This window comes from Flavobacterium chryseum (genome assembly GCF_004362015.1).
GTDB lineage: Bacteria > Bacteroidota > Bacteroidia > Flavobacteriales > Flavobacteriaceae > Flavobacterium.
This window is the reverse complement of the sequence record NZ_SNWW01000009.1, coordinates 129758-155516: the sequence shown is the minus strand read 5'-3', so window position 1 is coordinate 155516 and position 25759 is coordinate 129758. Positions and strand designations below refer to the sequence as shown.

The 25759-nt window shown below is 32.3% G+C and carries 26 protein-coding genes; 7 read left to right on the top strand and 19 right to left on the bottom strand.

Features of this window, described 5'->3' with window-relative positions:
• The first annotated feature begins 115 nt into the window (after positions 1-115).
• Complete coding sequence (gene rpsA / locus EV143_RS17425) at positions 116-1894, top strand: 30S ribosomal protein S1 (RefSeq protein ID WP_133509220.1); 1779 nt, start codon at positions 116-118, stop codon at positions 1892-1894.
• A gap of 239 nt (positions 1895-2133) precedes the next feature.
• Here rpsA and EV143_RS17420 read toward each other — a convergent pair whose 3' ends face one another.
• Together EV143_RS17420 and EV143_RS17415 are read right to left on the bottom strand one after the other, a co-directional pair.
• Positions 2134-2622 (bottom strand): ExbD/TolR family protein, encoded by a 489-nt coding sequence (locus tag EV143_RS17420; RefSeq protein ID WP_133509219.1) that lies wholly within the window; start codon positions 2620-2622, stop codon positions 2134-2136.
• A gap of 27 nt (positions 2623-2649) precedes the next feature.
• Entirely contained in the window at positions 2650-3177 is a 528-nt protein-coding gene (locus EV143_RS17415) for an ExbD/TolR family protein (RefSeq protein WP_133509218.1), read from the bottom strand.
• 210 nt (positions 3178-3387) lie between these two features.
• Between EV143_RS17415 and EV143_RS17410 the strand changes: the two genes are divergently transcribed.
• Positions 3388-3942, top strand: coding sequence for a fasciclin domain-containing protein (locus EV143_RS17410; protein WP_133509217.1), 555 nt, complete (start codon positions 3388-3390; stop codon positions 3940-3942).
• Positions 3943-4033: 91 nt separating this feature from the next.
• On the opposite strand, the gene EV143_RS17405 is transcribed toward EV143_RS17410, so the two are convergent.
• From EV143_RS17405 to EV143_RS17375, 8 genes are all read right to left on the bottom strand, one after another.
• Complete coding sequence (locus EV143_RS17405; protein ID WP_133509216.1) at positions 4034-4879, bottom strand: EamA family transporter; 846 nt, start codon at positions 4877-4879, stop codon at positions 4034-4036.
• 96 nt (positions 4880-4975) lie between these two features.
• Positions 4976-5116, bottom strand: a complete 141-nt coding sequence (locus tag EV143_RS17400) for an SsrA-binding protein (protein ID WP_133509215.1) — start codon at positions 5114-5116, stop codon at positions 4976-4978.
• A gap of 84 nt (positions 5117-5200) precedes the next feature.
• Positions 5201-6352, bottom strand: coding sequence for a serine hydrolase (locus tag EV143_RS17395; protein ID WP_133509214.1), 1152 nt, complete (start codon positions 6350-6352; stop codon positions 5201-5203).
• A complete protein-coding gene (locus EV143_RS21920; protein ID WP_166638180.1) occupies positions 6327-6638 on the bottom strand; it encodes a serine hydrolase in 312 nt (103 codons plus the stop codon). The genes EV143_RS17395 and EV143_RS21920 overlap by 26 nt, the downstream gene beginning before the upstream one ends.
• Before the next feature lie 125 nt (positions 6639-6763).
• Entirely contained in the window at positions 6764-6904 is a 141-nt protein-coding gene (locus EV143_RS21530; protein WP_166638179.1) for a hypothetical protein, read from the bottom strand.
• A gap of 11 nt (positions 6905-6915) precedes the next feature.
• A complete protein-coding gene (locus EV143_RS17385) occupies positions 6916-8673 on the bottom strand; it encodes a M56 family metallopeptidase (RefSeq protein WP_133509212.1) in 1758 nt (585 codons plus the stop codon).
• A 21-nt stretch (positions 8674-8694) separates the two neighbouring features.
• Entirely contained in the window at positions 8695-9063 is a 369-nt protein-coding gene (locus EV143_RS17380; RefSeq protein ID WP_133509211.1) for a BlaI/MecI/CopY family transcriptional regulator, read from the bottom strand.
• Between the two features lie 165 nt (positions 9064-9228).
• Complete coding sequence (locus EV143_RS17375) at positions 9229-10446, bottom strand: MDR family MFS transporter (RefSeq protein WP_133509210.1); 1218 nt, start codon at positions 10444-10446, stop codon at positions 9229-9231.
• 98 nt (positions 10447-10544) lie between these two features.
• On the opposite strand from EV143_RS17375, the gene EV143_RS17370 reads away from it, so the two are divergent.
• From EV143_RS17370 to EV143_RS17350, 5 genes are all read left to right on the top strand, one after another.
• Positions 10545-11144 carry a DUF1684 domain-containing protein gene (locus tag EV143_RS17370; RefSeq protein WP_133509209.1) on the top strand — a complete coding sequence of 200 codons (600 nt, stop codon included), beginning with the start codon at positions 10545-10547 and terminating at the stop codon, positions 11142-11144.
• Complete coding sequence (locus EV143_RS17365) at positions 11144-11791, top strand: TatD family hydrolase (protein WP_133509208.1); 648 nt, start codon at positions 11144-11146, stop codon at positions 11789-11791. The genes EV143_RS17370 and EV143_RS17365 overlap by 1 nt, the downstream gene beginning before the upstream one ends.
• Before the next feature lie 66 nt (positions 11792-11857).
• Positions 11858-12571 (top strand): tRNA threonylcarbamoyladenosine dehydratase, encoded by a 714-nt coding sequence (locus EV143_RS17360; protein WP_133509207.1) that lies wholly within the window; start codon positions 11858-11860, stop codon positions 12569-12571.
• Positions 12572-12722: 151 nt separating this feature from the next.
• Complete coding sequence (locus EV143_RS17355) at positions 12723-13385, top strand: HAD family hydrolase (RefSeq protein WP_133509206.1); 663 nt, start codon at positions 12723-12725, stop codon at positions 13383-13385.
• A 70-nt stretch (positions 13386-13455) separates the two neighbouring features.
• Complete coding sequence (locus EV143_RS17350; RefSeq protein WP_133509205.1) at positions 13456-14298, top strand: DUF2911 domain-containing protein; 843 nt, start codon at positions 13456-13458, stop codon at positions 14296-14298.
• 294 nt (positions 14299-14592) lie between these two features.
• On the opposite strand, the gene EV143_RS17345 is transcribed toward EV143_RS17350, so the two are convergent.
• The 9 genes from EV143_RS17345 to EV143_RS17305 form a co-directional block, all read right to left on the bottom strand.
• Positions 14593-15222 carry an MCP four helix bundle domain-containing protein gene (locus EV143_RS17345; protein ID WP_133509204.1) on the bottom strand — a complete coding sequence of 210 codons (630 nt, stop codon included), beginning with the start codon at positions 15220-15222 and terminating at the stop codon, positions 14593-14595.
• A gap of 32 nt (positions 15223-15254) precedes the next feature.
• Positions 15255-16976: a sodium:solute symporter family protein gene (locus EV143_RS17340; RefSeq protein ID WP_133509203.1), complete on the bottom strand. Its 1722-nt coding sequence runs from the start codon at positions 16974-16976 to the stop codon at positions 15255-15257.
• A gap of 123 nt (positions 16977-17099) precedes the next feature.
• Positions 17100-19631: a PIG-L family deacetylase gene (locus tag EV143_RS17335; protein ID WP_133509202.1), complete on the bottom strand. Its 2532-nt coding sequence runs from the start codon at positions 19629-19631 to the stop codon at positions 17100-17102.
• A gap of 146 nt (positions 19632-19777) precedes the next feature.
• Entirely contained in the window at positions 19778-20296 is a 519-nt protein-coding gene (locus EV143_RS17330; protein WP_133509201.1) for a hypothetical protein, read from the bottom strand.
• A gap of 196 nt (positions 20297-20492) precedes the next feature.
• On the bottom strand, positions 20493-22325 hold the full coding sequence (locus EV143_RS17325; protein ID WP_133509200.1) for a hypothetical protein: 1833 nt from the start codon (positions 22323-22325) through the stop codon (positions 20493-20495).
• A gap of 88 nt (positions 22326-22413) precedes the next feature.
• Positions 22414-23514, bottom strand: coding sequence for an AI-2E family transporter (locus EV143_RS17320; RefSeq protein WP_133509199.1), 1101 nt, complete (start codon positions 23512-23514; stop codon positions 22414-22416).
• Between the two features lie 113 nt (positions 23515-23627).
• Positions 23628-24158, bottom strand: a complete 531-nt coding sequence (locus EV143_RS17315) for a mechanosensitive ion channel domain-containing protein (RefSeq protein WP_133509198.1) — start codon at positions 24156-24158, stop codon at positions 23628-23630.
• An 8-nt stretch (positions 24159-24166) separates the two neighbouring features.
• Positions 24167-24751 (bottom strand): Maf-like protein, encoded by a 585-nt coding sequence (locus EV143_RS17310; RefSeq protein ID WP_133509197.1) that lies wholly within the window; start codon positions 24749-24751, stop codon positions 24167-24169.
• Positions 24744-25670, bottom strand: a complete 927-nt coding sequence (locus tag EV143_RS17305; RefSeq protein WP_133509196.1) for a geranylgeranylglycerol-phosphate geranylgeranyltransferase — start codon at positions 25668-25670, stop codon at positions 24744-24746. Before EV143_RS17305 ends, EV143_RS17310 begins: the two co-directional genes overlap by 8 nt.
• Positions 25671-25759 lie beyond the last annotated feature (89 nt).

Genomic DNA, 25759 nt, shown 5'->3' with positions numbered 1-25759 from the left:
CTTTTGGCAAAGAAGAGTTTCCTTTAGGTATCAACTATTTATGTAAAACAACTTCTGTTTTTTCTACTGCTTTATGAAACTCAAGGAAAACAGAATACAAATTTTTTATCAGAGCATGTCTGAACAATTAAAATCACAAGAAGAGTTTTTAGCAAATTTTAACTGGCATAACTTCCAAGAAGGAATTGATGCAGTAGATGAGAAAAACTTACAAGAATTCGAAGAACTAGTATCTAAAACTTTCATCGCTACAGACCAAGAAGAAGTAGTTGAAGGAGTAGTTGTTAGAATTACAGATAGAGACGTTATCGTTGATATCAACGCAAAATCGGAAGGTGTTATTTCTTTAAACGAATTCCGTTACAACCCAAACTTAAAAGTTGGTGACAAAGTAGAAGTATTAATCGACATCCGTGAGGATAAAACAGGTCAATTAGTATTATCTCACAGAAAAGCACGTACTATTAAATCATGGGATAGAGTTATTTCTGCAAACGAAACAGGAGAAATCGTTAATGGTTTTGTAAAATGCAGAACTAAAGGTGGTATGATCGTTGACGTTTTCGGAATTGAAGCTTTCTTACCTGGTTCTCAAATTGACGTTAAGCCAATTAGAGACTACGATGTATATGTAAACAAAATGATGGAATTCAAAGTGGTAAAAATTAACCACGAATTCAAAAACGTTGTTGTATCTCATAAAGCGCTTATCGAAGCTGATATCGAAGTACAGAAAAAAGAAATCATCGGTCAATTACAAAAAGGACAAGTATTAGAAGGTGTTGTTAAAAACATTACTTCTTATGGTGTGTTCATTGACTTAGGTGGTGTTGATGGATTAATTCACATTACTGACCTTTCTTGGAGTCGTATTAACCACCCAAGTGAAGTTCTTGAATTAGACCAAAAATTAAACGTTGTAATCCTTGATTTCGATGATGAGAAAACAAGAATTCAATTAGGATTGAAACAATTAAACGCTCACCCATGGGATGCTTTAGATGCTAATTTAACTATTGGTGATAAAGTAAAAGGTAAAGTAGTTGTAATCGCTGATTACGGTGCATTTATCGAAGTTGCTGAAGGTGTTGAAGGTTTAATCCACGTTTCTGAAATGTCATGGTCTACTCACTTACGTTCTGCTCAGGATTTCGTAAAAGTTGGAGATGTTGTTGAAGCTGTTATCTTAACTTTAGATAGAGATGACCGTAAAATGTCATTAGGTATCAAACAATTGACTCAAGATCCATGGACTGATATTACTTCTAAATACCCAGTAGGTTCTAAACATACAGGTATCGTTAGAAACTTTACAAACTTTGGTATTTTCGTAGAATTAGAAGAAGGAATTGATGGATTAATTTACATCTCTGACTTATCTTGGACTAAGAAAATCAAACACCCATCTGAATTTGTAAATGTTGGTGAAAAACTTGATGTAGTTGTATTAGAATTAGATGTTGACGGACGTAAATTATCTTTAGGTCACAAACAAACTACTGCTAATCCTTGGGATCAATACGAAGATTCTTTCGCTGTAGGAACTATCCACAATGGTGAAATTTCTGAAATCGTTGACAAAGGAGCTACTGTAGAATTCGGAGATGATATCGTTGCTTTCATTCCTACTCGTCACCTTGAAAAAGAAGACGGAAAGAAATTGAAAAAAGGTGATACTGCTGATTTCAAAGTAATCGAATTCAACAAAGAATTCAAAAGAGTAGTTGCTTCTCACACTGCTATCTTCCGTGAAGAAGAAGAGAAAAACGTGAAAGCTGCAACTGAAAATACTTCATCTAACTCTACTACAAATGCACCAGCTGCAACTTTAGGAGATAACAATGATGTATTAGCTGCATTAAAAGCTAAAATGGAAAAAACTGAGAAAAAATAATTCTTAGTTTCCTCTAAATAGAAAGTCCCACATTCCTGTGGGACTTTTTTTATGCTCTTTTGTTTCAGGTTTTATTTGTTTTAAATTTAAATTCTGAGTTTTACGTTTTGTCAGTTCGAGAGGAATCGAGAACTTGAGCGTATTTCGACTTAGATTAATGTAAAACTAAAAAAGAAATAAATAGTCTAAAATTCTTTTTCATCAGGGGTTGGCAGTAATTTAAAAATAGATTTTATATTTTATTTGATTGCCAATAATTTTGTTTCTTCAGGAGTAAAATCATCTACAATTGCATAGCTATTTATTCCGATTATTTTTATTTCATCAAGTATATCAACCAAATTACCATAATTAGATTTTTTGCTTGGTTTTATTATTACAGAAATTCCTTCTCTTCTGCCTAATTTTGAGGAGCAAGCCTGCATAAATGTGTTTCTTACTAATAATTCCTTATGTATACCTTCTTTGCCATATGCAATTGTTTGAGGTTTTTTTATAGGATTTTCTAAAAAACCTATAAAGTAGATTAATTTATCATTTTTATCTAATAAAATTGTAATCGATCTATTTTCTTCACTGTGGTGAGGAATACAGTCACAACATCCGTGGTCAGAAAAATCTAAATCCATAATTTTTGGTTTAGACAATTCAATAGTCACCATAAAAAATATAATCAGCAAGAAAGAAACGCTGACCATTGTTCTTACTTTTTTCGGTAGATTTTGCATCGATTTTGGTTTTAGTTAATTTAAGAACTATTTAGAAGCCAATAATTTTGCTTCTTCAGGCGTGAATTCAGGCACAATAGCGTAAGTGTCAATTTTAGCAATCGCCATTTCATCCAGAATATCTACTAGATTTTTATAATTGCATTTTTTACTAGGTTTTATAATTACGGTAATTCCTCTTCCGGCTTTGCCAAGTGCAGCAGAATATTCTAATACTTTTTTATTTCGGGCATAAAGTTCCTTCCTAATTCCATTTTTACCATATATTGTTTCTTTAGGAGCAACAATAGGTATATGTAAAAGTCCTGTATAAGTTACTAATTTGTTGTTTTCTCCTAATAAAATTGTAACGGATCTATTTTCTCCTCCACATCCACCGCGCCATCCGCATGTGACATCATTATCAGGCAATCCCAAATCAATTCCCTTTGGTTTAGCCAACTCAATAGTAACCATAAAAAATATAATCAGCAAAAAAGAAACGCTGACCATTGCAGTTAAATCAACTCTTGTACTTAACTTTTTACTTCTTACTTTTTTTGGTAAATTTTCCATAATGAATTTATTTATTAGGAAAGTTATCGAAAAAAAGAATACAATACAGATGAAGATTCTAAAAATATTTAAAAATAATTTTAAGTAGTAAAACCTTGTTTTACAGTGTTTTTTGAGGATGTTTTAATGAAGTTAATGTTTTTTTAATTTTTTCACAAAACCAAAACTAATATTCCAGCGTAAATGAGCTTATAACTTAAAATATTAATTATGAAAACTAGAAAATTTTTAGCTGTAGCAGTATTAGCATTAGGATTTGGATTTACATCATTTGCACAAAAAACAGTAATGGTTGGTGGAGCAGCAATGTACCCAAATAAAAATATTGTTGAAAATGCTGTTAACTCAAAAGATCATACTACACTTGTTGCTGCTGTAAAAGCTGCAGGATTAGTAGAAACATTACAAAGTAAAGGACCATTCACCGTTTTTGCCCCAACAAATGCCGCGTTTGATAAATTGCCAGCAGGAACTGTTGACACATTATTGAAACCAGAAAATATCAAAACATTACAAAATGTTTTAACTTACCATGTAGTTGCAGGAAAAATGAATGCATCTGATATTGCTAAAGCAATAAAAGTAGGTAAAGGAAAAGCAACTCTTAAAACTGTTAGCGGTGGAACTTTAACAGCCTGGATGGATGGTAAGGATTTATACATAAGCGACGAAAGCGGAAGCAAAGCTAAAGTTACTATTGCAGATGTAAACCAATCAAATGGTGTAATTCATGTAGTTGATACTGTATTGTTACCAAAAATGTAATACCGATTTTAAATTGCCAATTCTAAAATTCCAAATTCCCAAATGAAATAAGTTGGGATTTGGAATTTTTAATATTTTAGAATTTGTTAATTTATTTCTTCGCTGTTAAAGTAGATCCAGCCGAAGCAACAACTACACAAACAACGGCTAAAATCTCATAAAAACTTAGATTTTCCTGCAAGAATATAAAAGCACAAATAGAAGCTGCTGCAGGTTCTAAGCTCATTAAAATACTAAAAGTACGCGGAGGAAGCTGACCTAAAGCTTTCATTTCTAATGTAAAAGGAATTGCACTTGATAACAATGCCAAAGCAACGCCCATTCCGAAAAGTTTTGGAGTAAGATTTGCCAATCCGTTTTCGTAAAAGCCAAAAGGTAAAATTAAAATGGCTGCAAATAACATTCCGGTTGAAACTGCCTGGCCGCCATTCATTATTTTAGAAATTTTTCCGCCCAAAACAATATAAGCTGCCCAAAGCGCACCTGCAATTAGAGCAAATAAAACGCCCAAGGGATCTATTCTATCATTCGACCAAGGAGCAATTAAAACAATTCCTGCTGCGGCAAGCAAGACCCAGCAATAATCGACCAAACGTCTTGATCCAATAATAGCAACTAGTAAAGGTCCTATAAATTCAAGTGTAACGGCAAGTCCAATCGGAATTCTTTCTATAGCGAGATAAAAAATTAAATTCATGGCACCTAAAGACAAACCATACGGAACTACAATTTTCCATTGTTCACGTGTAATTTCTTTTAAATTCGGTCTATAGGCTATAAGTAAAATTAAAGCCGAAACTCCAATTCGAATTGATGCTGTTCCTGCCGCTCCAATCGCAGGAAAAAGTGTTTTAGCTATTGCTGCACCGCATTGTACACTTATAATAGCTAAAAGGACTGCCGGAACAGGAGGGATGTTGAATTCTTTATTTTTCATAGAAATTGAGCTGAAATAGGTAAACTACAAATAGCAGTTAAAGAGCATGATTTTGTTCAGCTCAGTAGTTATTTAAAGGAAATTCTTTTAAATTAATTACTCTAAAGCACGTTTTGTAACGTAAGCACGATAGCCAATAATAGCCATTTGCCATTTTTTTGCTTTTGCAATATCTAAACCTTGTTTGGTAAAACTCGGTAAAAGAATTTTATTTATTTTGGCTAAAATTTTATACATGGAAGGTTAATTTTCATCAAAGATATAAAAAAAGACTTTGCATTTTAACAAAGTCTTTTTAGGTTTTAAATAGTAATTATTTGGTTATTCAATTTTTAAAATCAAATTTTTATCTCCGCCAGTTTCAATGTTTAGAGCATTTTTTGGTGCTTCAATCCAGCCTGTTTTATTGATTACAAATTTAAACATTTGGCTTTTGTCTTTTTCAAATTGACTTTTCGGAACAGAAAGTTCAAAAGTATTTTTGTTTTTTCTAATCATTTGATAATTTTTATCTTTAGGATTCCAATTGTCAAATGATCCGGCTATCGAAACACTTTTTACTAAGTCAGCATCCAATTCTTTATCATGTTGATATATAAAAACGACATTATCTTTTATGATTTTATATCCGTAAATTTCCTTTCTAGAATTTTCATTAGATAGTAAAGCTCCTGACAAACTCACAATAGCATTTCCTAATGCATTTGCCGTTTTTTCGTTGCTAATATTTACAATTATCGAAATTCCTAAACCACGTTCTGGATAAACTAAAAACATGTTTTGTGTGCCAAAAGCTCCACCATGTTTCCAACAATTTTTACCATTGTTATCAATTTGTATTCCGTCCCAAAAATAACCGTTAAAATCGCTGTCGCTGTTGTTGATATTTCTTTGAGATTCCAGAACCAGTTTGTTTTTGGTATTTAATTCAAAAGCAAGGAATTTGGTTAAATCACCTAAAGTAGATTTTAAATAACCCGCAGCACCCCAAAGATTATCAGAAATTGTTGGCATCAGTTTTTTGCCATTATAACCATTAGCAATCATATTTTTGTCTACGTTTAGTTGTGTAGATTTCATGTTGAGCTTTGAAAATATATTTTCTTTAAGTAGCGTTTCATAACTTTTATGATAAACATTTTCTAAAATATGCGCAGCAAGTTGTACACTTCCGTTGCTATATTTAAACTTTGTTCCAGGTAATGTATCTAATTTCATTGTTTTTAAATCTTCGAAGAATTTTTCTTTGTTATAAGATTCATCAAGTTTTTTAAAACCAATATAACTGCTGTCATTTTGAATTTTTCTCAACTCGCTATCGGGTAAATCTTTACTAAAACCGGACCTAAAAGAAACCAAATCTTTAATTCGAACAGGTTTCCCCTGATATTCTAAATTCGGATACGATCCTGTTATGTATTTTCTGATATCATCTTCTAAATTTATTTTATGTTCCAGAACTGCTTGAGCCATTAATAATCCGGTAAAACAATTTAGTGATTGAGGCAACTTCAAAAATGGTGTTATTATTGGCCTGATTGCCTTTTTCTTTGTCTATTTCGCCGTAATGTCTGGTGTACGTTTTGCCATCTTTTACAATGCCAATTGAAACCGAATTTGACTTTGAATTTTCTAATAATGTACTGGCATTTTTATCCATTAATGCCAAAATTTCTTTCTCAGAAAATGCAGCAATTTTTTGTTGCGCCAAACAAGAAAAACTGATTTTCATTAGGACTATTAAAATTATTTTTTTCATATTTATATAACTTAGAATTAGTATTTGTTTCACTTTCATGAAATAGTTAATCTCTATTTTTTTAACGATAAATCATAAAAAAAACCAGTGAATCATTCACTGGTTTTTATTCCTTCTAAAAAGATTTAAAAGCATTTTTCTCTTACTTCTGTCACTTCTTTAATATAACGATCTATTTTGTGTTTCGTTTCTTTACTTTCTATTTTAGGACCAAAACATAAATTTAGAACGAACAATAACGCTGCAATAAAAAATGTCTCTTTCATTCTAAATATTATTAAGATCGTTTATTTTCTTTCTGAAATTTCTTCAAAGCTTTTTCATGTTCCTTCATGTTCTTTTCATGAGCCTTCATGTCTTTTTCGAACTGTTTCATATTCTTACTATACTCTTCAGTATCCTTACCGTATTTTTGTTCTATGTACTGATTGTAGGTTTCCATTTCAGCATCATATTTCTCCATAGCAACATCATATTTTTCCATTTCTTTATCGAAAATAGCTTCGCGTTTAGACATGATTTCTTCTACTTGTTTTTCATAAGCAGATAAATCCGGTTCAAAAGCTTCCATTTTTTTCTCAAATTCCTCCAGTTCTTTTTCAAACTGTTTCATAGCTACCTTATCATTCACATTTTTAGGAGCTGTGGGAGCTTTTGGCATTTTAGACATGTCTATAGCAGGAGCAGGTGGCATTGGCCCAACAGGAAAGTTTGGCATTGTTGGAGGAGAAGGCGGAGAGGGTGGAGACGGAAGGTCAGCAGCGTCTACATTACTGTTATTATTATAATTATGCATCTCTCTTACTTCGACAATACGATTATCAATAATCATAGGTTCATCGATACCTCCATCTGTGATAACATTAATTTTTTTAGTACCATTGTTAGTTGTAATTACAATTCCACAACTTTTTATGGCATTATCGCCTTCAATCTGAATGGTTTGTGCTTTTCCTGTTCCTTTTTCGATATCAACTTTGATTGCAGTTAATTCGTTAGCAGAATTTCTCTTTACTTCAGATATTTCACAATTTACATCATGATTTTGCTTTAGCTTTTCAGCCATTGTTTTTAATTCCTGATCTGTTGTTGTTTTTTTGATTTTGTAAACATCGAGGTTTACATTTTTCTCAACTTTTTCAGTTTGCTCTTCAACTTCTTTTTTTTCTTGTGCAATTGTTTTAATTTGGAATAATAAAACAAAGGCTACAAGGGCAGGAAGTACCGCATAGTATTTCCAGTAATTCCTCTTTTTTGATTGATTTTTGTTTAACATGACAATTCGTTTTTTGATTAATGATTGATAAAAATGATTGGTAATGGCAACACATGATTCGTGTGTTGTTATTTTTAAAAGCGTGTATTGATACGCTTTTTTGTCGGATATTTTTTTGGCAGCCTCGCTGTCGGCAATAAATTCAAGGTTTTGAAGAATGGCTTTTTTGTACAGCCAAATAATTGGATTGAACCAGAAAAGCACACAAAAAACTCTCGAAATTAAAACATCAATAGTATGATTTTGATCACTATGCACTTTTTCATGTTCCAGAATATTTTCTAATTCTGCTTCCGTATACATTGATGAGTTGTACACGATATAATCAAAATAAGAAAACGGAGCAATATTTTCGTTGATATCTATAAATTTAAAATCAGCTTGTTGCTGCACTTTTTTTCCTTTTAAAACCGAATTTAAACTATAAAAATCAAGTGCAAATTTGATCATAAAAGCAGAAAATCCTATCGCATAAATAGCAAGTGAAACTAAATTCCAATTGATCTCAAAAGTTTCTTTCTCAATTGTTTGCGGAAAGTAAGCATGAGAATAATCAAGATTTGGCATTGGAGTAGGATCGACCCATACAATTTTAGTGTAAACCAAAAAAGGCAATACTACAGAAGTGATCAAACCTATTAATAAGAACCATCTGTTACTATTAAAAAATGTTTCTTTGCGTAGTAAAAAATAATAAGCAAAGTAAAACAAGACTAAAAGTCCACTTGATTTTGCGATAAAAATGAAAAGTGCTTCCATAAATAAATAATTATTTTGCTTCTATTTTTCTTCCTTTGGATTTTCGATCATAGCCAGAATTTCGCGTAATTCATCTGCCGAAATTTTTTCTTCCTTGGCAAAAAATGAAACCATATTTTTATATGAACTATTAAAGTAGTTATCAATGGCCGTTTTCATATACTTTTTGCTATAGGCTTCTAAAGTAATGATCGGAAAATATTGATGTGTGTTTCCAAAAGCATTATGCCCCACGAAACCTTTCTCTTCAAGATTACGAACAATAGTCGAAAGGGTATTGTAATGCGGTTGATCTTCAGTAATTTCTGCCTGAACTTCTTTTACGAATGCTTTTTTAAGCTTCCATAAAATGTGCATGATTTCTTCTTCTTTGTTGGTTAACTTTTGCATGTTTTCTAATTTTAATTCAAACCTACAACTATATTTTTAGTTACGCAACTATAAATATAGTTATTTAACTAAAAAGTAAGTTTGATTTAGGTTTGAAGTACCAAAAAGTGATTCAAATTTAAATGTAATAAATTGAATATTAGTAATTTATGAGGAATAAATTTTTTATGAAATTTTTTCGTCGAGTAATGCTTTTTTGATCCAAAAGCAACATAATGTAGCAACAATGCCAATGCAACCCATAAAAAGCCAATTGATTTGATAGCCTAAACGAGAAATCATTTCGAAACCAACTTTTGAACTTACAATATGTGCCAAACTAAAACTCATTGTATAAAGTGCCATATAACGGCCTTCCTGACCACGTGGAGCTCGGCTTAAAGCAAATGCATTCGAAAAAGGAAAGGTTAGAATTTCTCCTATCGAAATACAAATCATGCTAATAACTAACATTCCTGCCCAGACATTTATCAATAACAAAAAGAAACTCAAAGCCATTATGAACGATCCGAGAATGATAATTCGTATTTTAGGAAAACTTTTTCTTTCCATAAAACCAACAGTTGGCATTTCTAGAGCAAAAATTAAAAGTCCGTTTAAAGTCATAAGTAATCCGGTTTGAAATTCACTCAAACCAAATTTCTCATTATGATATAAAGGTAAAGTAGTAAACAACTGAAAGAAAATCATGGCCGTTATAAAACTTACAAACAAGAAAACCCAAAAGATACGATCATGAAAAACCGATTTTATTTCTGCCGGAATTTCCATTTTATCGCCGTGAACTGCTTTTTTCTTCTCCTTAACTAATAAGGCAAAAATTGAAATCGAGATAATGCATGAAGCGCCATCAACCCAAAAAAGTCCCTGATAACCAATTCCCATAATTATTAAACCTCCCAAAGCAGGTCCCGCAGCAAAGCCTAAATTTACCGCTAAACGTACTAAAGTTAAGGCACGGGTTCTGTTTTCGGGTTTTGCATAAGCGCCCAATGAAACAAACATTGCAGGCCTAAACATATCTGCAATAGCCATTAACACAAACATTGCAACGCACAATGCCCAGAAAGTGGTAATATATTGTATAAAAAACAACGAAACACCGCTGGTAAATAAACTAAAAATCATGATTTTATAGAAACCAATTTTATCAGATAATTTTCCGCCCAGCCATGAACCCAACATTGATCCCAATCCGAAAGAAACCATAATCCAGCCTACTTGATTATAAGTAAATTGCAAATCTTCTTTTAAGTATTTTGATAAAAAAGGAAGCACCATTGTTCCGGCACGATTTATAAAAGTAACGAGCGTAAGTATCCAAATTTCTCTTGAAAATCCTCTAAAATTATTGATGTATTGGTTAAAAACGGTTTTGAGCATTGTAAATGAAGTTATTTGCCACAAAGTTAGGAAACTTTGTCGGGTATAGCGGTTGGTGCTTTGTTACTTTTAAACTATTTTTGCTCAAAATTTCAAAGATGAAAAATGGTATTGCTTTTTTAGTATTGCTTGCTTTTAATTTCTGCTTTAGCCAAAGCAAATTTAACAAAGCTGACACAGAAAAATTTCAGAAAACAATAAACTCAGAATATGCTGATGCTAAGAAGAGTCCGTTGATGGAGGAAGATTTAAAAACTTTTAAAACTTTAGAATTTTATCCAATTGACGCAAAATATTTTGTGAATGCAAAGTTTGTAAAAGCAAAGAATGAAAAGGTTTTTGAGATGAAAACTACCGGGACAAGAACTCCAAAATATATCAAATACGGGACTTTATACTTTAAGTTAAATGGTGTTGCACTGCATTTGAATGTGTATAGAAATATTGAACTTTCTAAAACGGAAGAATATAAAGATCATTTGTTTTTGCCTTTTTCCGATTTAACTTCCGGAAAAGAAAGTTATATAGGAGGACGATATATCGATCTAAAAATTCCGAAAGGAAATACTATTGCAGTAGATTTTAATCAGGCTTACAATCCGTATTGTGCTTATAATCATAAATATTCTTGTCCGCTAGTTCCTCTGGAAAATGATTTGAATGTCGAAATTAAGGCTGGAGTAAAAACATTTCATTAATGGATTTCTTTAATTTTCATACGCATCACTTTACCAATCAACCCAATATTTTAGAGTTGGTTAATCAATATCCAAATGAATTTGATGCTGCAATTCCATCTTATTCAATCGGGATTCATCCCTGGTATATTACAGAAAACAGAGTTGATGCCGATTTGAAAATTATTGAAGAAAAATTGCAAACCGAAAATTGCCTTGCCATTGGTGAATGTGGTTTAGATAAACGAATTGAGATTCCGTTAGAATTACAAATTTCAGTTTTCGAAAGACAATTGGTTTTGGCCGAAAAATATAAAAAACCTGTTGTAATACATTGCGTCGCCGCTTTTCAGGAAGTTATAGCCATCAAAAAGAAAATGAAAATTTCGGTTCCGATGATTATGCATGGTTTTTCTAAAAACAATCAAATTGCGGAACAGCTTATTAAAGAAGGTTTTTATATATCGTTTGGAAAATATTTGCTCCGAAATCCAGAATTAAAAACCGTTTTTCAGAATGTACCCAATGATCTTTTTTTTCTGGAAACGGATAAAATTGAAGAAAATATTAAACAAGTTTACGATCTGGCGTCAGAATATAAAGGCATAACTATTAAAGATTTACAAGAGATTATTTCAAGTAATTTTAAGGAAGTGTTTGAGAGATAAAAGAATCAAGATTGAAGAATTAAGACTTGAAACTTGAAACAAAGAAAATTAAAACAAATAACATATATGGCAGAGTGGACAGAAAGAGCCGAGCTTTTATTTACAAAAGAAGGATTGCAAAATTTACAAAACGCGAATGTTTTAGTAGTAGGTTTGGGTGGAGTAGGATCTTTTGCGGCTGAATTTTTGGCAAGAGCGGGAGTAGGAAATATGACAATTGTTGATGGTGATGTAGTCGATATTACAAATATTAACAGACAATTACCGGCTTTGCATTCGACAGTTGGACAACCAAAAATTACAATTGTTGGAGATCGTTTGATGGATATTAATCCGGAATTAAAACTGACTCGTGTACAGGAATTTTTATCTCCGGAGCGCGCTTTCGAGATTGTTTCTCCAGAATTTGATTATGTTTTAGATTGTATTGACAGCATTACTCCAAAATTAAATCTAATTATTGGCGCAAAACGCAAAAGGGTTAAAATTATAAGCAGCATGGGTGCTGGCGGAAAAATGACAGCTTCTAAAGTAAAAGTAAGTGACATTTCTAAAACCATTAATTGTTATTTTTCTAAAGCAATTCGCAAGCGTTTAAAAGAAGTAAAAATCAATAAATTGAAAGTAGTTTTCTCATCTGAAATTCAGGACGAAAAAAGCTTAAAACTTACAGACGGAAAAAATTTCAAAAAATCTTTTTACGGAACTAACAGTTATATGCCGGGTTTATTTGGCCTTCACGCTGCCGAAACTGTAATTAGATATTTACTTAAGAAATAAAGGGGCTAAGATACTAAGGTTCTAAGTTGCTAAGGTTTTTTGGCATCGGAAGAATCCTTAGAACCTTAGTTCCTCAGAGCTTTAAAAAAGACTTTTAAAAAAGAACTTAGAACCTTAGCCCCTCAGAACCTCAGTACCTTAAAAGAAAAAAATGATTAAAACAGTAATTTTTGATATGGACGGTGTAATTGTAGATACAGAACCTGTTCACCGTTATGCTTATTACAAACAATTTTCAGAATTAAATATTGATGTAACCGAAGAAATGTATACTTCGTTTACGGGATTTTCAACTCGCAATACATTTCAGACCTTAAAAGGTTTTTTCCCAACAATCGAACATGAAGTTGAAGATTTGATTCAGAGAAAAAGAAACATTTTTAATGAAGCTTTTGACACTAAAGAAGATTTATATTTATTAGAAGGTGTTGAAGATTTAATTAAAGATTTGTATGCTAATGGAATTCAGTTGATTTTGGCATCTTCTGCATCAAAAGTAACGATCGAACGCGTTTTTACAAGATTCAATTTGCACCAATATTTTACGGATGTTGTAAGTGGTGAAGATTTTCCTCAATCGAAACCAAATCCGGCTATTTTCTTGCATGCAGCTTCATTATCAATTGCTCCAAAAGAAAATTGTATTGTAATTGAAGACAGTACAAATGGTGTAAAAGCAGCAAAGGCAGCTGGGATTTTTTGTGTGGGTTACAATAGCCATCATTCTAAATTACAGGATTTAGCTGATGCCGACTTAATAATAAATGAGTTTAGCGAATTAAATGCGCAAAAAATATCACAGTTAGGAACTTGAATTATGTAAAATTTAACATTTGTTCCCTAATTGAATTTGTAAATTTGAACAAAACAAATAAACTCAAGAAATGAAAAAACTACTAATTGCATTGGCCATCATTCTGGCACCTTTTGCTACAGAAGCGCAAATAAAAACACCACAAGCGAGTCCTAAAGGATATATTAAACAAACTGTTGGTTTAACTGATGTTGAAGTTACGTATTCAAGACCTGGAGCGAGAGGCAGAGCGGTTTTTGGAAATTTGGTTCCGTTTGGTAAATTGTGGAGAACCGGAGCAAACGAAAACACGATCATTAATTTTAGTGATGATGTTGTTATTGATGGTAAAACATTAAAAAAAGGAAAATATGCAATTTATACAATTCCTAAGATCGAAAGCTGGGAGATCATTTTTTATCTGTCTACTGATAACTGGGGATTACCTGAAAACTGGAACGAGGCTAATGTAGCGTTAAAAACAACTGTAAAAGAAGATGCTTTACCAACTCCGGTTGAAACTTTTACGATTGGAATTAATGGTTTAGATCCTAATTTTGCTTACTTAGAAATGGCTTGGGAAAACTCTCATGTTGCGTTGAAATTTGAAGTTCCTACTTCTAAAAATGCAACGGCAAGCATCGAAAAAACTTTAGCCGGACCAACTTCAAATGATTACTTTGCTGCAGCTCAGTATTTGTTTCAATCAAACGGAAATATTGCAACTGCCAAAGTATATGTTGATAAAGCCTTAGATATGAGCACTGATAAGCCATATTTTATGTCAAGATTAAAATCATTGATTCAGGCAAAACAAGGTGATAAAAAAGGAGCAATCGAAACAGCAAAAGCATCATTAGCTGCTGCCGAAGCTGCCAACAATCAGGATTACGTAAAAATGAACAAAGATAGTATTGCGGAGTGGAGTAGATAATAGCTTCGAAATTCCAATATTTTAAAATTCCAAATTCCAATGTTTTAGCTTGGAATTTGGAATTTTTTTATGCTTTATTGACAATAAGCGCATTGTGTGTCATTTCGACGGAGGAGAAATCACATCCAGAGAGCAACATTACGTTATCTGCAAACGTGTTCAGCACATGTGATTTCTCCTCCGTCGAAATGACAAAAGCTTAAGTCAGCAGAGACCTGACAGGTTTTTAAAACCTATCAGGTCTAACTATAAGAACTCGTAACTCGTAACTGTCAACTTGAAACTTAAAACCTTCTAATTCATAATAGGTGGTTCCGGAATTTTGATTTTTGTTTTGATTTTCTTTACAATGAGCAAATAAAAAGTTATTCCTCCCAAAATAATAAGCAAAGCAATCTGAAGTTGTCCTAAGCTATTATTTTTGTTATACATCGCATTAGCATTCGCTAATTTTGCTTTTCCTTCTTTAATTTGAATTTCAGATAAAGATTCTAAAGTTCTTAAAGCCTGATCACTAACAAAAACAATTTTATTCCAATTTTTATTTTCGACCAGATTGTTGATTTCTTTACAGGAAGCCAGAAAATTATCAAAATGTTCTTTTTCTTTATTGGTTAAAACGGTTTTAGCATACAGATCATCAATGTTGTGAACGATATTTAAAGTACGAATGATTTCATTTTTTTTGATGGCATCATTCAGATTCATTTTTTCGGCTTCACTTTTTATAAAGTGAAGTTCTTTTGAGTATTGAAAAATATAATGCGCTACAACAAGTCGGTCGTTATAAATCGCATTGATGTTCTCGTTGACTTTTTTAGAATTTTGCAGCGTATTGAAATTGCTTAAAAGTATAATCAACATTACAATCAGCAGTATGAAAGCAGCTTTTGTTTTATTACTATATTTATTTAAATCTTTCATAACGCTAAAATTAAAAAAGAAAATTACAATAATTATTCAAAAGAAATTTCAGAATTCGATTTCCTTTTACAAAATATAAACTGAATAATCAAAGCAAGTATAATTGTTAAAATCGCTCCAATAAAGTTCAGCCACAAATAACCCAGTTTTTCCTGTTGGTATATCAGGAAATAATAAATTATAAAAATGGTTGTCTGGCTTATTACAGCACTTGTAAACATTGCTTTTGCACCCACATGACGCAAATAAAATCCAACTAAAAATATTCCCAAAACAGTTCCGTAAAAAATAGAACCAATGATGTTTACGAGCTGAATTAAATTTTCAAATAAAGTTCCTACGCAGGCGAAAAGAATTGCTACAATTCCCCAAAAAAGCGTGAAAAATTTAGTTGCATTCAGATAATGTTTCTCTGATTTTTCGGTTTTGAGGTTTCGTTTGTAAATGTCAATTGCTGTTGTAGAGGCTAATGCGTTTAATCCTGAAGCTGTTGATGACATCGCTGCTGAGAGAATTACCGCCAGCAATAAACCAATAAGACCTTTTGGTAAATAATGCAAAATGAAATGAAAAAAGACGTAATCTTTATCGTTGGTTTCACTGTTGCTATCTGCCCTCGAAATGATTTCTTTGGCACGATCTCTTAAATCTCTTTCTTTGTTTGATAAAGTTACTAATTCTTTACGCAAAATAGGGTTATCAAAATCCTGATTTAACTGATCGATGTATAAAAGATTAATTACTTTTTTATCTTCAGAAAGTGTTGCTAGTTTTTTTTCTAAAGCATGATATTCTTCTTTGTAAGCTGATTTTTCAATGACGATTTTATTATTCGGATTAAAGTTCAGCGGAACGGGATTGAATTGAAAAAACACAAAAACCATAACTCCCGTTAACAAAATAAAGAATTGCATCGGAACTTTTAAAAGCCCGTTCATGATCAATCCCATTTGACTTTCGCGAACTGATTTTCCGGATAAATAACGTCCAACCTGAGATTGATCAGTTCCAAAATAGGCGAGGGCAAGGAAAAATCCACCGGTAATTCCGCTCCAAAAAGTATATTTTTCTTCCGGATTAAATGAAAAATCCACAATATTCATTTTATCATTTGCTCCTGCAATATGCAAAGCACTTGTAAAGGTCATATCGTTTGGTAAGTAATGCAGAATCAGAAAGAAAGTGATAATCATCCCCGTCATAATCACAAACATTTGCTGCTTTTGCGTTACGTTTACGGCTTTTGTCCCTCCGGAAAATGTATAAATAATAACAAGAAGACCAATAATGATATTCATGTACGTTAAATTCCAACCTAAAAGAGCCGATAAAATAATGGCTGGAGCATAAATCGTAAGTCCGGTACCTAAACCTCTTTGAACCAAAAATAAGATTGCTGCCAGAGAACGGGTTTTTAGATCGAATCGTTTTTCGAGAAATTCATAAGCGGTAAAAACTTTATTTTTGTGATATAACGGAATAAAAGTCACGCAAATCACAATCATGGCAATTGGCAAACCAAAATAGAATTGCACAAAACCCATTCCGTCATGATACGCTTGTCCGGGTGTCGATAGAAAGGTAATAGCGCTGGCTTGAGTTGCCATAACCGAAAGCCCAACGGTATACCAAGGCGTTTCGTTGTTTCCGAGAATAAAATCTTCGACGTTTTTACTTCCTTTGGTTTTCCAGGAACCATATCCAACAATAAACAAAAGGGTGACAATCAGTACGATCCAATCAAATAGTTGCATAGGTTATGAGTATAATTGCATGATTAAGAAAAAAATCACAATGTAAACAGCGTTCGCTACCAAAACGTAGGTATAGCTTTTCTTCCACTTTTTTGTTTTTTTAGCTTCCATAATTTTGATTTATTAGTTTTTTAGTTCCTGTTTAGGAGCTTCTATTGGCTGCTTTAGTGAAATTATATTCGACAACAATCGGTAAGCTCCGGCCACGCCTTCGGGTAATTCTCTAAAAAAGCTTAAACCGGTGTAAATATAATATCCTTTTCCATATGGTGCTACTAACAATGCACCATCTTTAGCAGATTCGCCTCTGTCGTGCGAGGATATAACAGGAGTAAAGGCAGGATCATATTCATTAGGATAATACAATCCTTGTTCTTGTGTCCAGCCTTCAAAATCTTTTGTACTGATTTTATTTGGCGTGTTTAAAACGGGATGATTTGGTGCCAAAAAAGTAATTTTTGCATTTTCTTCAGTAACACGATCATTCGAAATTTTTAAATCGTATGGTGCAATCTTATCTGTAACTAAACTATGTGGCGTATTGTACTGAACGATCATGTTTTTTCCGCTTTTTACAAAATCAAAAAGTATCTTTTGTTTGTTTGCTAAAACATTCACTGTATTATAGGCACGAATTCCTGTAATAACGGTACTAAAAGAATCCAGTTTTTCAGGAGTAATTTCTTCTGCTTTTAAAATCGTTACTTTATATCCCATTTGGGTTAAACTTCCCGGAACTTCGTCACCGGCTCCCATAATATAACCAATAGCGTCTCCGGATGTTTTTAAATCTATTCGAATACATTTAGATTCAGCTGGTTTTAAGACCATTTGTTTCGTGATATGACTGTAATCAATAATAGTTTCATCTTTATCAAAACGTTTATTATCAATCGTTATGATGCTTTTTGCAACAGCTTCTTCCGGTAATGTTGGTGGCGTAACTTCAAAATAAAATATTTGTTCATTTCCTTTTTTCTCTAAAGAAAACGGAATTTGCTGTGGAGAAACGGCCCAGCTTTTTGGTAGTTCAAGTTGTAAATTTCCTTTGATGCCATCTTTTCCGGCACGAACTTTTACCGGAATCATTTTGCTTTTGGTATCTTTAAAAATCAAAACTCTTTCAGGGATCGAAGTTGTCGCTTCCGGAACAATATCTAGAAAATTGTACATTTCGCCTTTTACACCATCATTATATTTATAAACAACGGTACGCTCAAACGGAATTTCAACTCCATTTATTTTTACATTAAAAACAACTTTGACTTCTCTTATAATATCCGGAATTCCAATATTTTCCTGGTTTGATACCGTGTACATTCCAACACTTGCTTTTTCTTTAAGCCAGTACGGTTGTGTATATTCAATCGTATTTGGAATTTGTAGTTGCAGGTTTATTTTCTGATCGTTATTATTTTTTAAAATAGCATTTTGAATCGTTGTTTTATTATCCGGTAAAGTTGTTACGCTGGTTAATTGCATTTCAATAGAAGATCTGTTAATGGCTTCAAGACTTAATTTTAGGGTACTTCCCGGAGTTGCTTCCTGTTCATTTGCGACGGCTTCAAGATATAAACCTGAACAAGAAGAAATGATATTTTTTATAGCGGTTGCTTTTAAGGTTTTCCAATGATCATCATCTAAAGCTTGGATCATGGTGTAAGCTTTTACTAAATCCGGAATGCTTGCTGACGGATTACTGAAGTTGTAATTCTGAATGATATTAGTAATTAATTCACCAACTGGTTTTCCGTTTTTAACACGGTTCCATGTTGTATCAATTCCGTCAAATAAATTATCACGATCTTTTGGATTTTCTCCATTAATAAGTTCCAGATATTCGGTTTCATTACCTCTTGCGCCTGTACTTCCAAAACCTTGCGATTGATGGCGGCTGCGGCTTAAAGCGGCAATTTCCTGATTTGATTTTCCAATTCCGGTATAATAAACGCCTGTTTCCAGCTTTGTAAATTTTGATTTATTCGCAGCATCAAATTTTTCCTGACTTCCGTAAAACCACCACGACGGATTAAAAAATTGACGTTTTACCTGCCATGGCGTTACATATTTTAATTGCTCAGGATATATTTTTGGATCGTTGGTTAGCTTAAAACTTTCGACACTCAACATTGCAGATGATGTATGGTGTCCGTGTGTTGTACCGGGCGAACGATGATCGAATCTGTTGATAATTACATCAGGCTGAAATTTTCTGATAGTCCAGACAACATCGGCAAGGACTTTATCTTTATCCCAAATTTGTAAAGTTTCATCAGGATTTTTAGAGAAACCAAAATCATTGGCGCGCGAAAAAAACTGTTCACCACCATCAATTTTTCTGGCTTCAATTAATTCTTGGGTTCTTATTACACCTAATAATTCTCGCAATTGGGGTCCAATTAAATTTTGTCCTCCGTCGCCACGTGTTAATGATAAATATCCTGTTCTGGCATTCATTTCATTTGCCATATAGGTTATTAAGCGGGTATTTTCGTCATCCGGATGTGCAGCAATATATAATACAGAACCTAAAAAGTTTAATTTTTTTATCTGATTATAAATTTCTACAGAACTGGGTTTTTGTGGTTGTTGTGCAAAAGAAATAGAAATCCCTGTAAAGAAAAATAGAAGAATTTGTAAATGAATTTTTCGCATGGCGCAATTAATATTTTTGAAAGAGCTTCAAAAATACTAATTATATTTTTGAAGATTATTTAAATGAAATGTTAATGTTGAATTTTAAAGATGACCACCAATAAAAAAAGAGCATCATTGTCTGATGCTCTCTGGTATTTGCTTGATTATCTTCTTCCGTGGTGATCATCGCGTCCGTGGTGATCATCATGTCTGTCATGTTTATCGTGCTTATCGTGTCTATCATGTTTGTCATGATATCTATTGTCTCTATGTTGGTGGTGGTCATTATATCCATAAACCGGTCTTGGTCTGTATGGTCTTTGTGGCGCACCGTGATATCCTTTATAATAGGTAACTCTATGTCTATCAAAGTAAGCGTAAGGAGTTCTTCCATGGTAATCATTCAAAACTACTTTATATCCTCCGTACAAATCATAATTACGGTATTGTCTTGGTAAACGACTTGCTCTAATCCATCTTCCTCCACCAAAATAAATAAATTGTGAAGCTCTAACATCATAATATGATTCTACATCAGGTAAATAGTAATATTCTGTTTCTGCATAACCCGATGGTCCCCAATCCGGACGTGTTCCAATATTTACGTTTACTGATACTTGGGCTTGTGTGGCATTTGCAATCAAAAGAAATAATCCTGCGATTGCTATCTTAATTGTTTTCATTTTTTTTAGTTTTTATGTTAATCTTAATGTTACTTAGCGATATTCATATACTGTGCCAAAAATGAAAATGAAGTGTATTTCGACGAATAAAATACATGTTTTGTCGAGTAAAATTCCTTACTGTAGATGGAAATGATTGATTATTAAAAAGTTATAAAAAGGTTAAAAAATAAAATAATTTTCAATTTATTTCATCCTATTTATATTCTACAGTTCTTGGTTTTGCAAGTTCAAAATTTTGTAAACCATAGTCTGTAGTTTCAAAAGTATTGGTTTTAAATACATTATCTCCCTGTAGTGGAATACTTGGATAGTATGACATGGATAACTGAAAAGAACTGAAAACCAAATAATCATTACTTATTAATAGACCAAGAGTAATTTTATGGTACGCTTTGTTATTGAACATAGCATCGTTTGGTCTTCCTAACAACGCCAATGTGTAATTAAAAAATGGATTCATACGAAATCCCCAAAGCGCATGAGGAGCATACGTTTGTGTTTGTACAGACAAAAGCATTTTACTGGTACCATACAAAGCAGTATTAAAACCCTGCAAACCATTTTGGTTGTTTAAATTAAGTTCATCTCCTATAATTTCTTCCCGATTTGCACCAAGAACTACTTTCGGATTAATGAATTGTCTTAATTTCCAGTTTCCAATACTATATAATTTTGTAAAATAATTGGTTTCAAATAAATAGGCAGTTTGATAGGTTTTTGATTGGTGAATAAAAGTTCCCACTTCAAAATTCCCACTTAAAAATCCCCAGTCATAATAATTTCCATACGAAAACTGCGCTCCTACATAAGGCCGCCAAATTTTATTTTTATATTGGTATCCAAGTGTTATACCATAAATCCGGCCAAGGGGTACGTCTTCTGTAACACCATTCCTGAAAATATAACTGTCCTTAATAAATTTTCTTGTATTGATTCCGATTCCGCTTAAAATCAATTTTTCATCCGAATAAAAATGAGTCGGGTCATATACTTCCGAAGGCATTTCTGTATAATCGACATTTAAAAAACGAGCAGAAACAATCAAATTTGTAATTCCGTTAACATCGTCTTCAAAAACCTTTGTAGCTTTTCCTACCCATAAATCCTGAATATTGTTTTTAAAAGGCTGAAAAGCAAAAGTTGTATCAGGTTTTGGTGCCTGAAGTGTATCTTTTCTAAAGTTCTGCGCAACCAAAATTCCTCCGGCCCATTTGGTTAAGGGAGAGTAAAATGCGCGTTCGAAATCAACACTTTTACTATAATTATTATCTAAGTCCATATTATATTTTAATACGGCGCTGATATAAGTATTGGTGATGTTTGGAACGGTATAAGTTATGTCATTTCCATTTTGACCATCGTCGAAACGGTTGGTAAAACGGTATTCAAGCTGTTGTCCGGAACCAAAGAAATCTTTTTCTTTGAATCCAACTGAAACCCGGCTGCCTGATATCGAAAATCTTGGAATAGTACTCCAGGAATCTAAAACACGAATGGTAACATCGACAGAATCTGATGCCGGGCTTACCAGTTCATTTGTAATTTTTACTGCGGAAACATATCTTTGAGAACGTATCAAACGTTCAGATTCCTGTATTTTATAAGAATCATAAATAGTATTTCTTCTAAAAAGCAATAAATTATAAATCGCTATTTTCTTTGTCTTTAAATGCAGTTTATTACCCGTTCTTTCACCCCAGTTTTTCGGTTGTTTTGTCGTGTCTACTATTGATTGACCGAAAGGATCGAGCGTAATAACATTAATTTTTCGAATAATTTTACCATCATAATTTTTGATCTTCTTTTCTATAAGCTGATCTTCTTCTCTTTTTGGTCTATTAGCCCTGAAAAGTAATTTATGAAGTGTTTTGGTAAATTTTCGTTTTTTAGAGTAATTCTGAATTTGTTTATATACTGCTGCACTGTCTTTTTTAGCCTCTTTTTTAGTTTTATTTGTTTGTGCACAAACGCTTTGTAGACAAAGGCAAAGTATAATAGAAAATAGTATTTTTAATTTTCGAATCATTCAGATGTAATTTGGCTTTAAAAAGATGATTTTTCATACGGAATATAAGATAAATATTACTCATATTCTCTCAAAGATCTGTTAATTGTTAATTTTCAACTTTTACTTTTCGAACTCTCCAGGTAAACTTTTTAGGCATGTGATTGCCCATTAAATAACCCCAGGGTTCTAACGATTCAATTCTCTCAAAAATGATTTTTACAATTGCTAAAAGTGGAATTGCTAAAAACATTCCTGAAATTCCTGCTGCAGCGCCACCAATGATAATCCCTAAAATGGATACAAAAGCATTAATTTCAACTTTAGAATTAATGATTAAAGGAACAAGTAAATTGTTGTCAATTAGCTGAACAATTACGTTTACTATTAAAATACTTAAAATTACAGAGGTTTCAAAAGTTCCGGTTAACGATGCCAACACCGTTATGATTCCCGCAATTACAATACCTATATATGGAATAAGGTTTAGAAGTCCTGTGATTAATCCTAACAGAATAAAATATTTAACGCCCACAATCCAGAGCCCTAAACTTGTTAGTACAGAAACGACAATCATTTCTAGTATTAAACTAATAATGTAATTATTTATTGAAACTTTTACCTGCGATAATATATCTTTCAACGCGGCATGGTCTTCTTTAGAAAATAATTTTGCCATAAAAAGAATAAAGTGATCTTTATACAACAAGAATAAAAAAGTATAAATTGGAATAATGGTACAATCTAAAAGCAAATCTGTTATTGATAAAATGGCAGTTCCCAATGTTCCGGTACCATTTTTTACAGAATCTTTAGTAACGTTATCCAGGTATTTTTTTTGTTCGCCGATGCTAACATGAAAATTATCTTTTACAAATTTATGAGTATCAGTAATAAGCGCATTTGTATTTTTCTTTATCATATCATAATCATTGGCAATATCTTTGACTTGATAAGATATAAACATTAGGATACCAAAGATACAGGCTGCAAAAAGCAGTACACAAATAATTGCCGCAAGATGTCTGGGGAATTTAAGTCTTCCGTTTAAAAAAGTAAAAATGGGAAGTAATAAAACTGAAAACAAAAAAGCCATTAAAACGGGCGTAATAATATCTTTTCCAAGGTAAAAAATAGTAGCTAAACAAATTAAACTTACAAGAACGAGAGAAAGTTTAGCATAAAAAGGCAATTCTACTGAACGAATCATTTGGTGGTGGAATTAGGTTGTGAATTAGATAGTATCAATAACAAAATTCCTGTTTATTATATAAATAATGTTCTACGTTTTTTAAATTACGTTACAAGATTCCCATTCAATTTTTAATCAAAAAATTCTTTTTCTTCGTAATGAGTTGGCATTATAGATATACCTTTTTGAAGTAGTAGGTTGTTTGGATATATTATTCTTTCACCTTCTCTCGTTCTTAAGTTAACGTGAAAGGCGCTAATATCTTCGATTTCTGCTTCGATAGGAAAATCCTTATCGTGTATTTTTATGGTATCTCCAATTCTAAAAGGAAATGAAAAAAATAAAATCATTCCTGAAGTAATATTGCTTAAAATAGACCATTGCGCAAAAAATGCCACACCAATCACGGTTGCTATTGAGGAAACTGTTATAAGAATATCTTCTGTATTAACGCCCCAGATAACAACTAAGCTTATAACAACTAACACATTCATTAATAAATGAATATATTTTATTACCAAATTTGTCCGATGTTCTAACAGTTGGCTTGTTTTTGCATAACGGCGAATTAATTTGGCAATAATCACTCGTAGAGCGACTAATGCAAAAAATAGAATTCCTGTAGCCAATATTTCCTGGCTATATTCTTTAAAAGAAAACATAGATATTTTTATGCTAAATTACTTAAATATTCGTAGACTTTGGCTGTTGGAAGTCCCATAACATTGGTGTAAGAACCTTCTACTTTTGCAACTGCCATAAAACCAAACCATTCCTGAATGCCATATGCACCGGCCTTATCGTAAGGTTTATAATTCTCAATGTAATACAAAATAGCTTCGTCAGACAAATCATTGAAAGTTACTTTGGTAATATCGTGCAAAAGAGTAGAAGTAGAGTGTGTTTTAAAACAAACAGACGTAATAACCTCATGTGTGGTATTCGACATAGATTTGATCATCTCAAAAGCTTCCTCAGCACTTTTAGGTTTTCCTAAGGCTTTATTCTGATGCCAGACAATAGTGTCACTTGTTACTAAAATCTCGTTTGGTTTTAGTTTTCCTTCAAAAGCGGCTGCCTTTAATTCAGCTAAAAAATTAGTGATTTCAACGGCTTTTAATTCCGGAGGATAAATTTCTTCAACCTCTTTTATTCTAATTTCGAAATCAAGATCTAAATCCTTGAAAAATTGCTGTCTGCGCGGTGATCCCGAAGCCAGGATTAAAGTATATTTTTTTAATTTTTCTTTAAGCATTGTACTTGATATTTAGAGTGATAACCAAAATTGATAAAATTCCGAAAAGTAAAATCAACTTTAAAATTGTACTTAAATGATGAAAATCCTTTTGTGATTTTGCGCTAAATATTTTTACGATAAAATATAAAAGTGGTGCTAAAACAAAAGCAAACGCATAAAAAGTAACAATAAAAAGACTGTTTTCTACAAAGTATTTATTGATGTAAAGCAAACATAAAATAAAAGGAATAATAGCTAATCCGATAACAATTTTAGAAGTTCGGGTTTTGCCAATCGCAATAGGTAAGGTATTCATTCCCTGATTGTAATCGCCATTTACATCTTCGATATCTTTTACGATTTCACGAATAAAATTAATCATAAAAGCAAATAAGGCATAATCTAATAAAATAGAAAACATACTCGCCATTTGCGCCTGATTTTCAGGATTTGTAGCCGGAAAAAGATCAAATACACCAATAATAATGACACTAAAAGACAATACCGCCGCTACAACAAAATTCCCTAAAACCATAATTTGTTTTAAGGATGTCGAATAAAAATAAAGCACAGAAGCAATCAGAATAAATATAACGGCAAAACTTGGTCTCATTATCACATTCGATAAATAACAACCTATAGCTACACCCGTTATATTTAAAGCGATGTAAATATTATAAGCAGCAGTCTCTGAAATTCCTTTACCAATAATAACATCATTTGGTTTGTTGATAGTATCTGTGGCTACATCAAGAATGTTATTAATTACATATCCCGCTGCTGCCAATAAAACAGTGCTTAAAACCAACAATCCGTATTGCCAGTCAGCCAAAGACAAAGGAATATCCTGCTGTTTTAAAAAGGCATAACGAAATAAGAGTTGCATAAAAGCAAGCATTAGTAAATTTTTATATCGAATTAGTTTTAAAAATTTCATTTTTTTTGAAGGTTCTGAGTGGCTAAGTTACTAAGGTTCTAAGGCTTAAAGGAACAAAGGTTTTTTGTTACTTTTAAATTTTGTCAAAG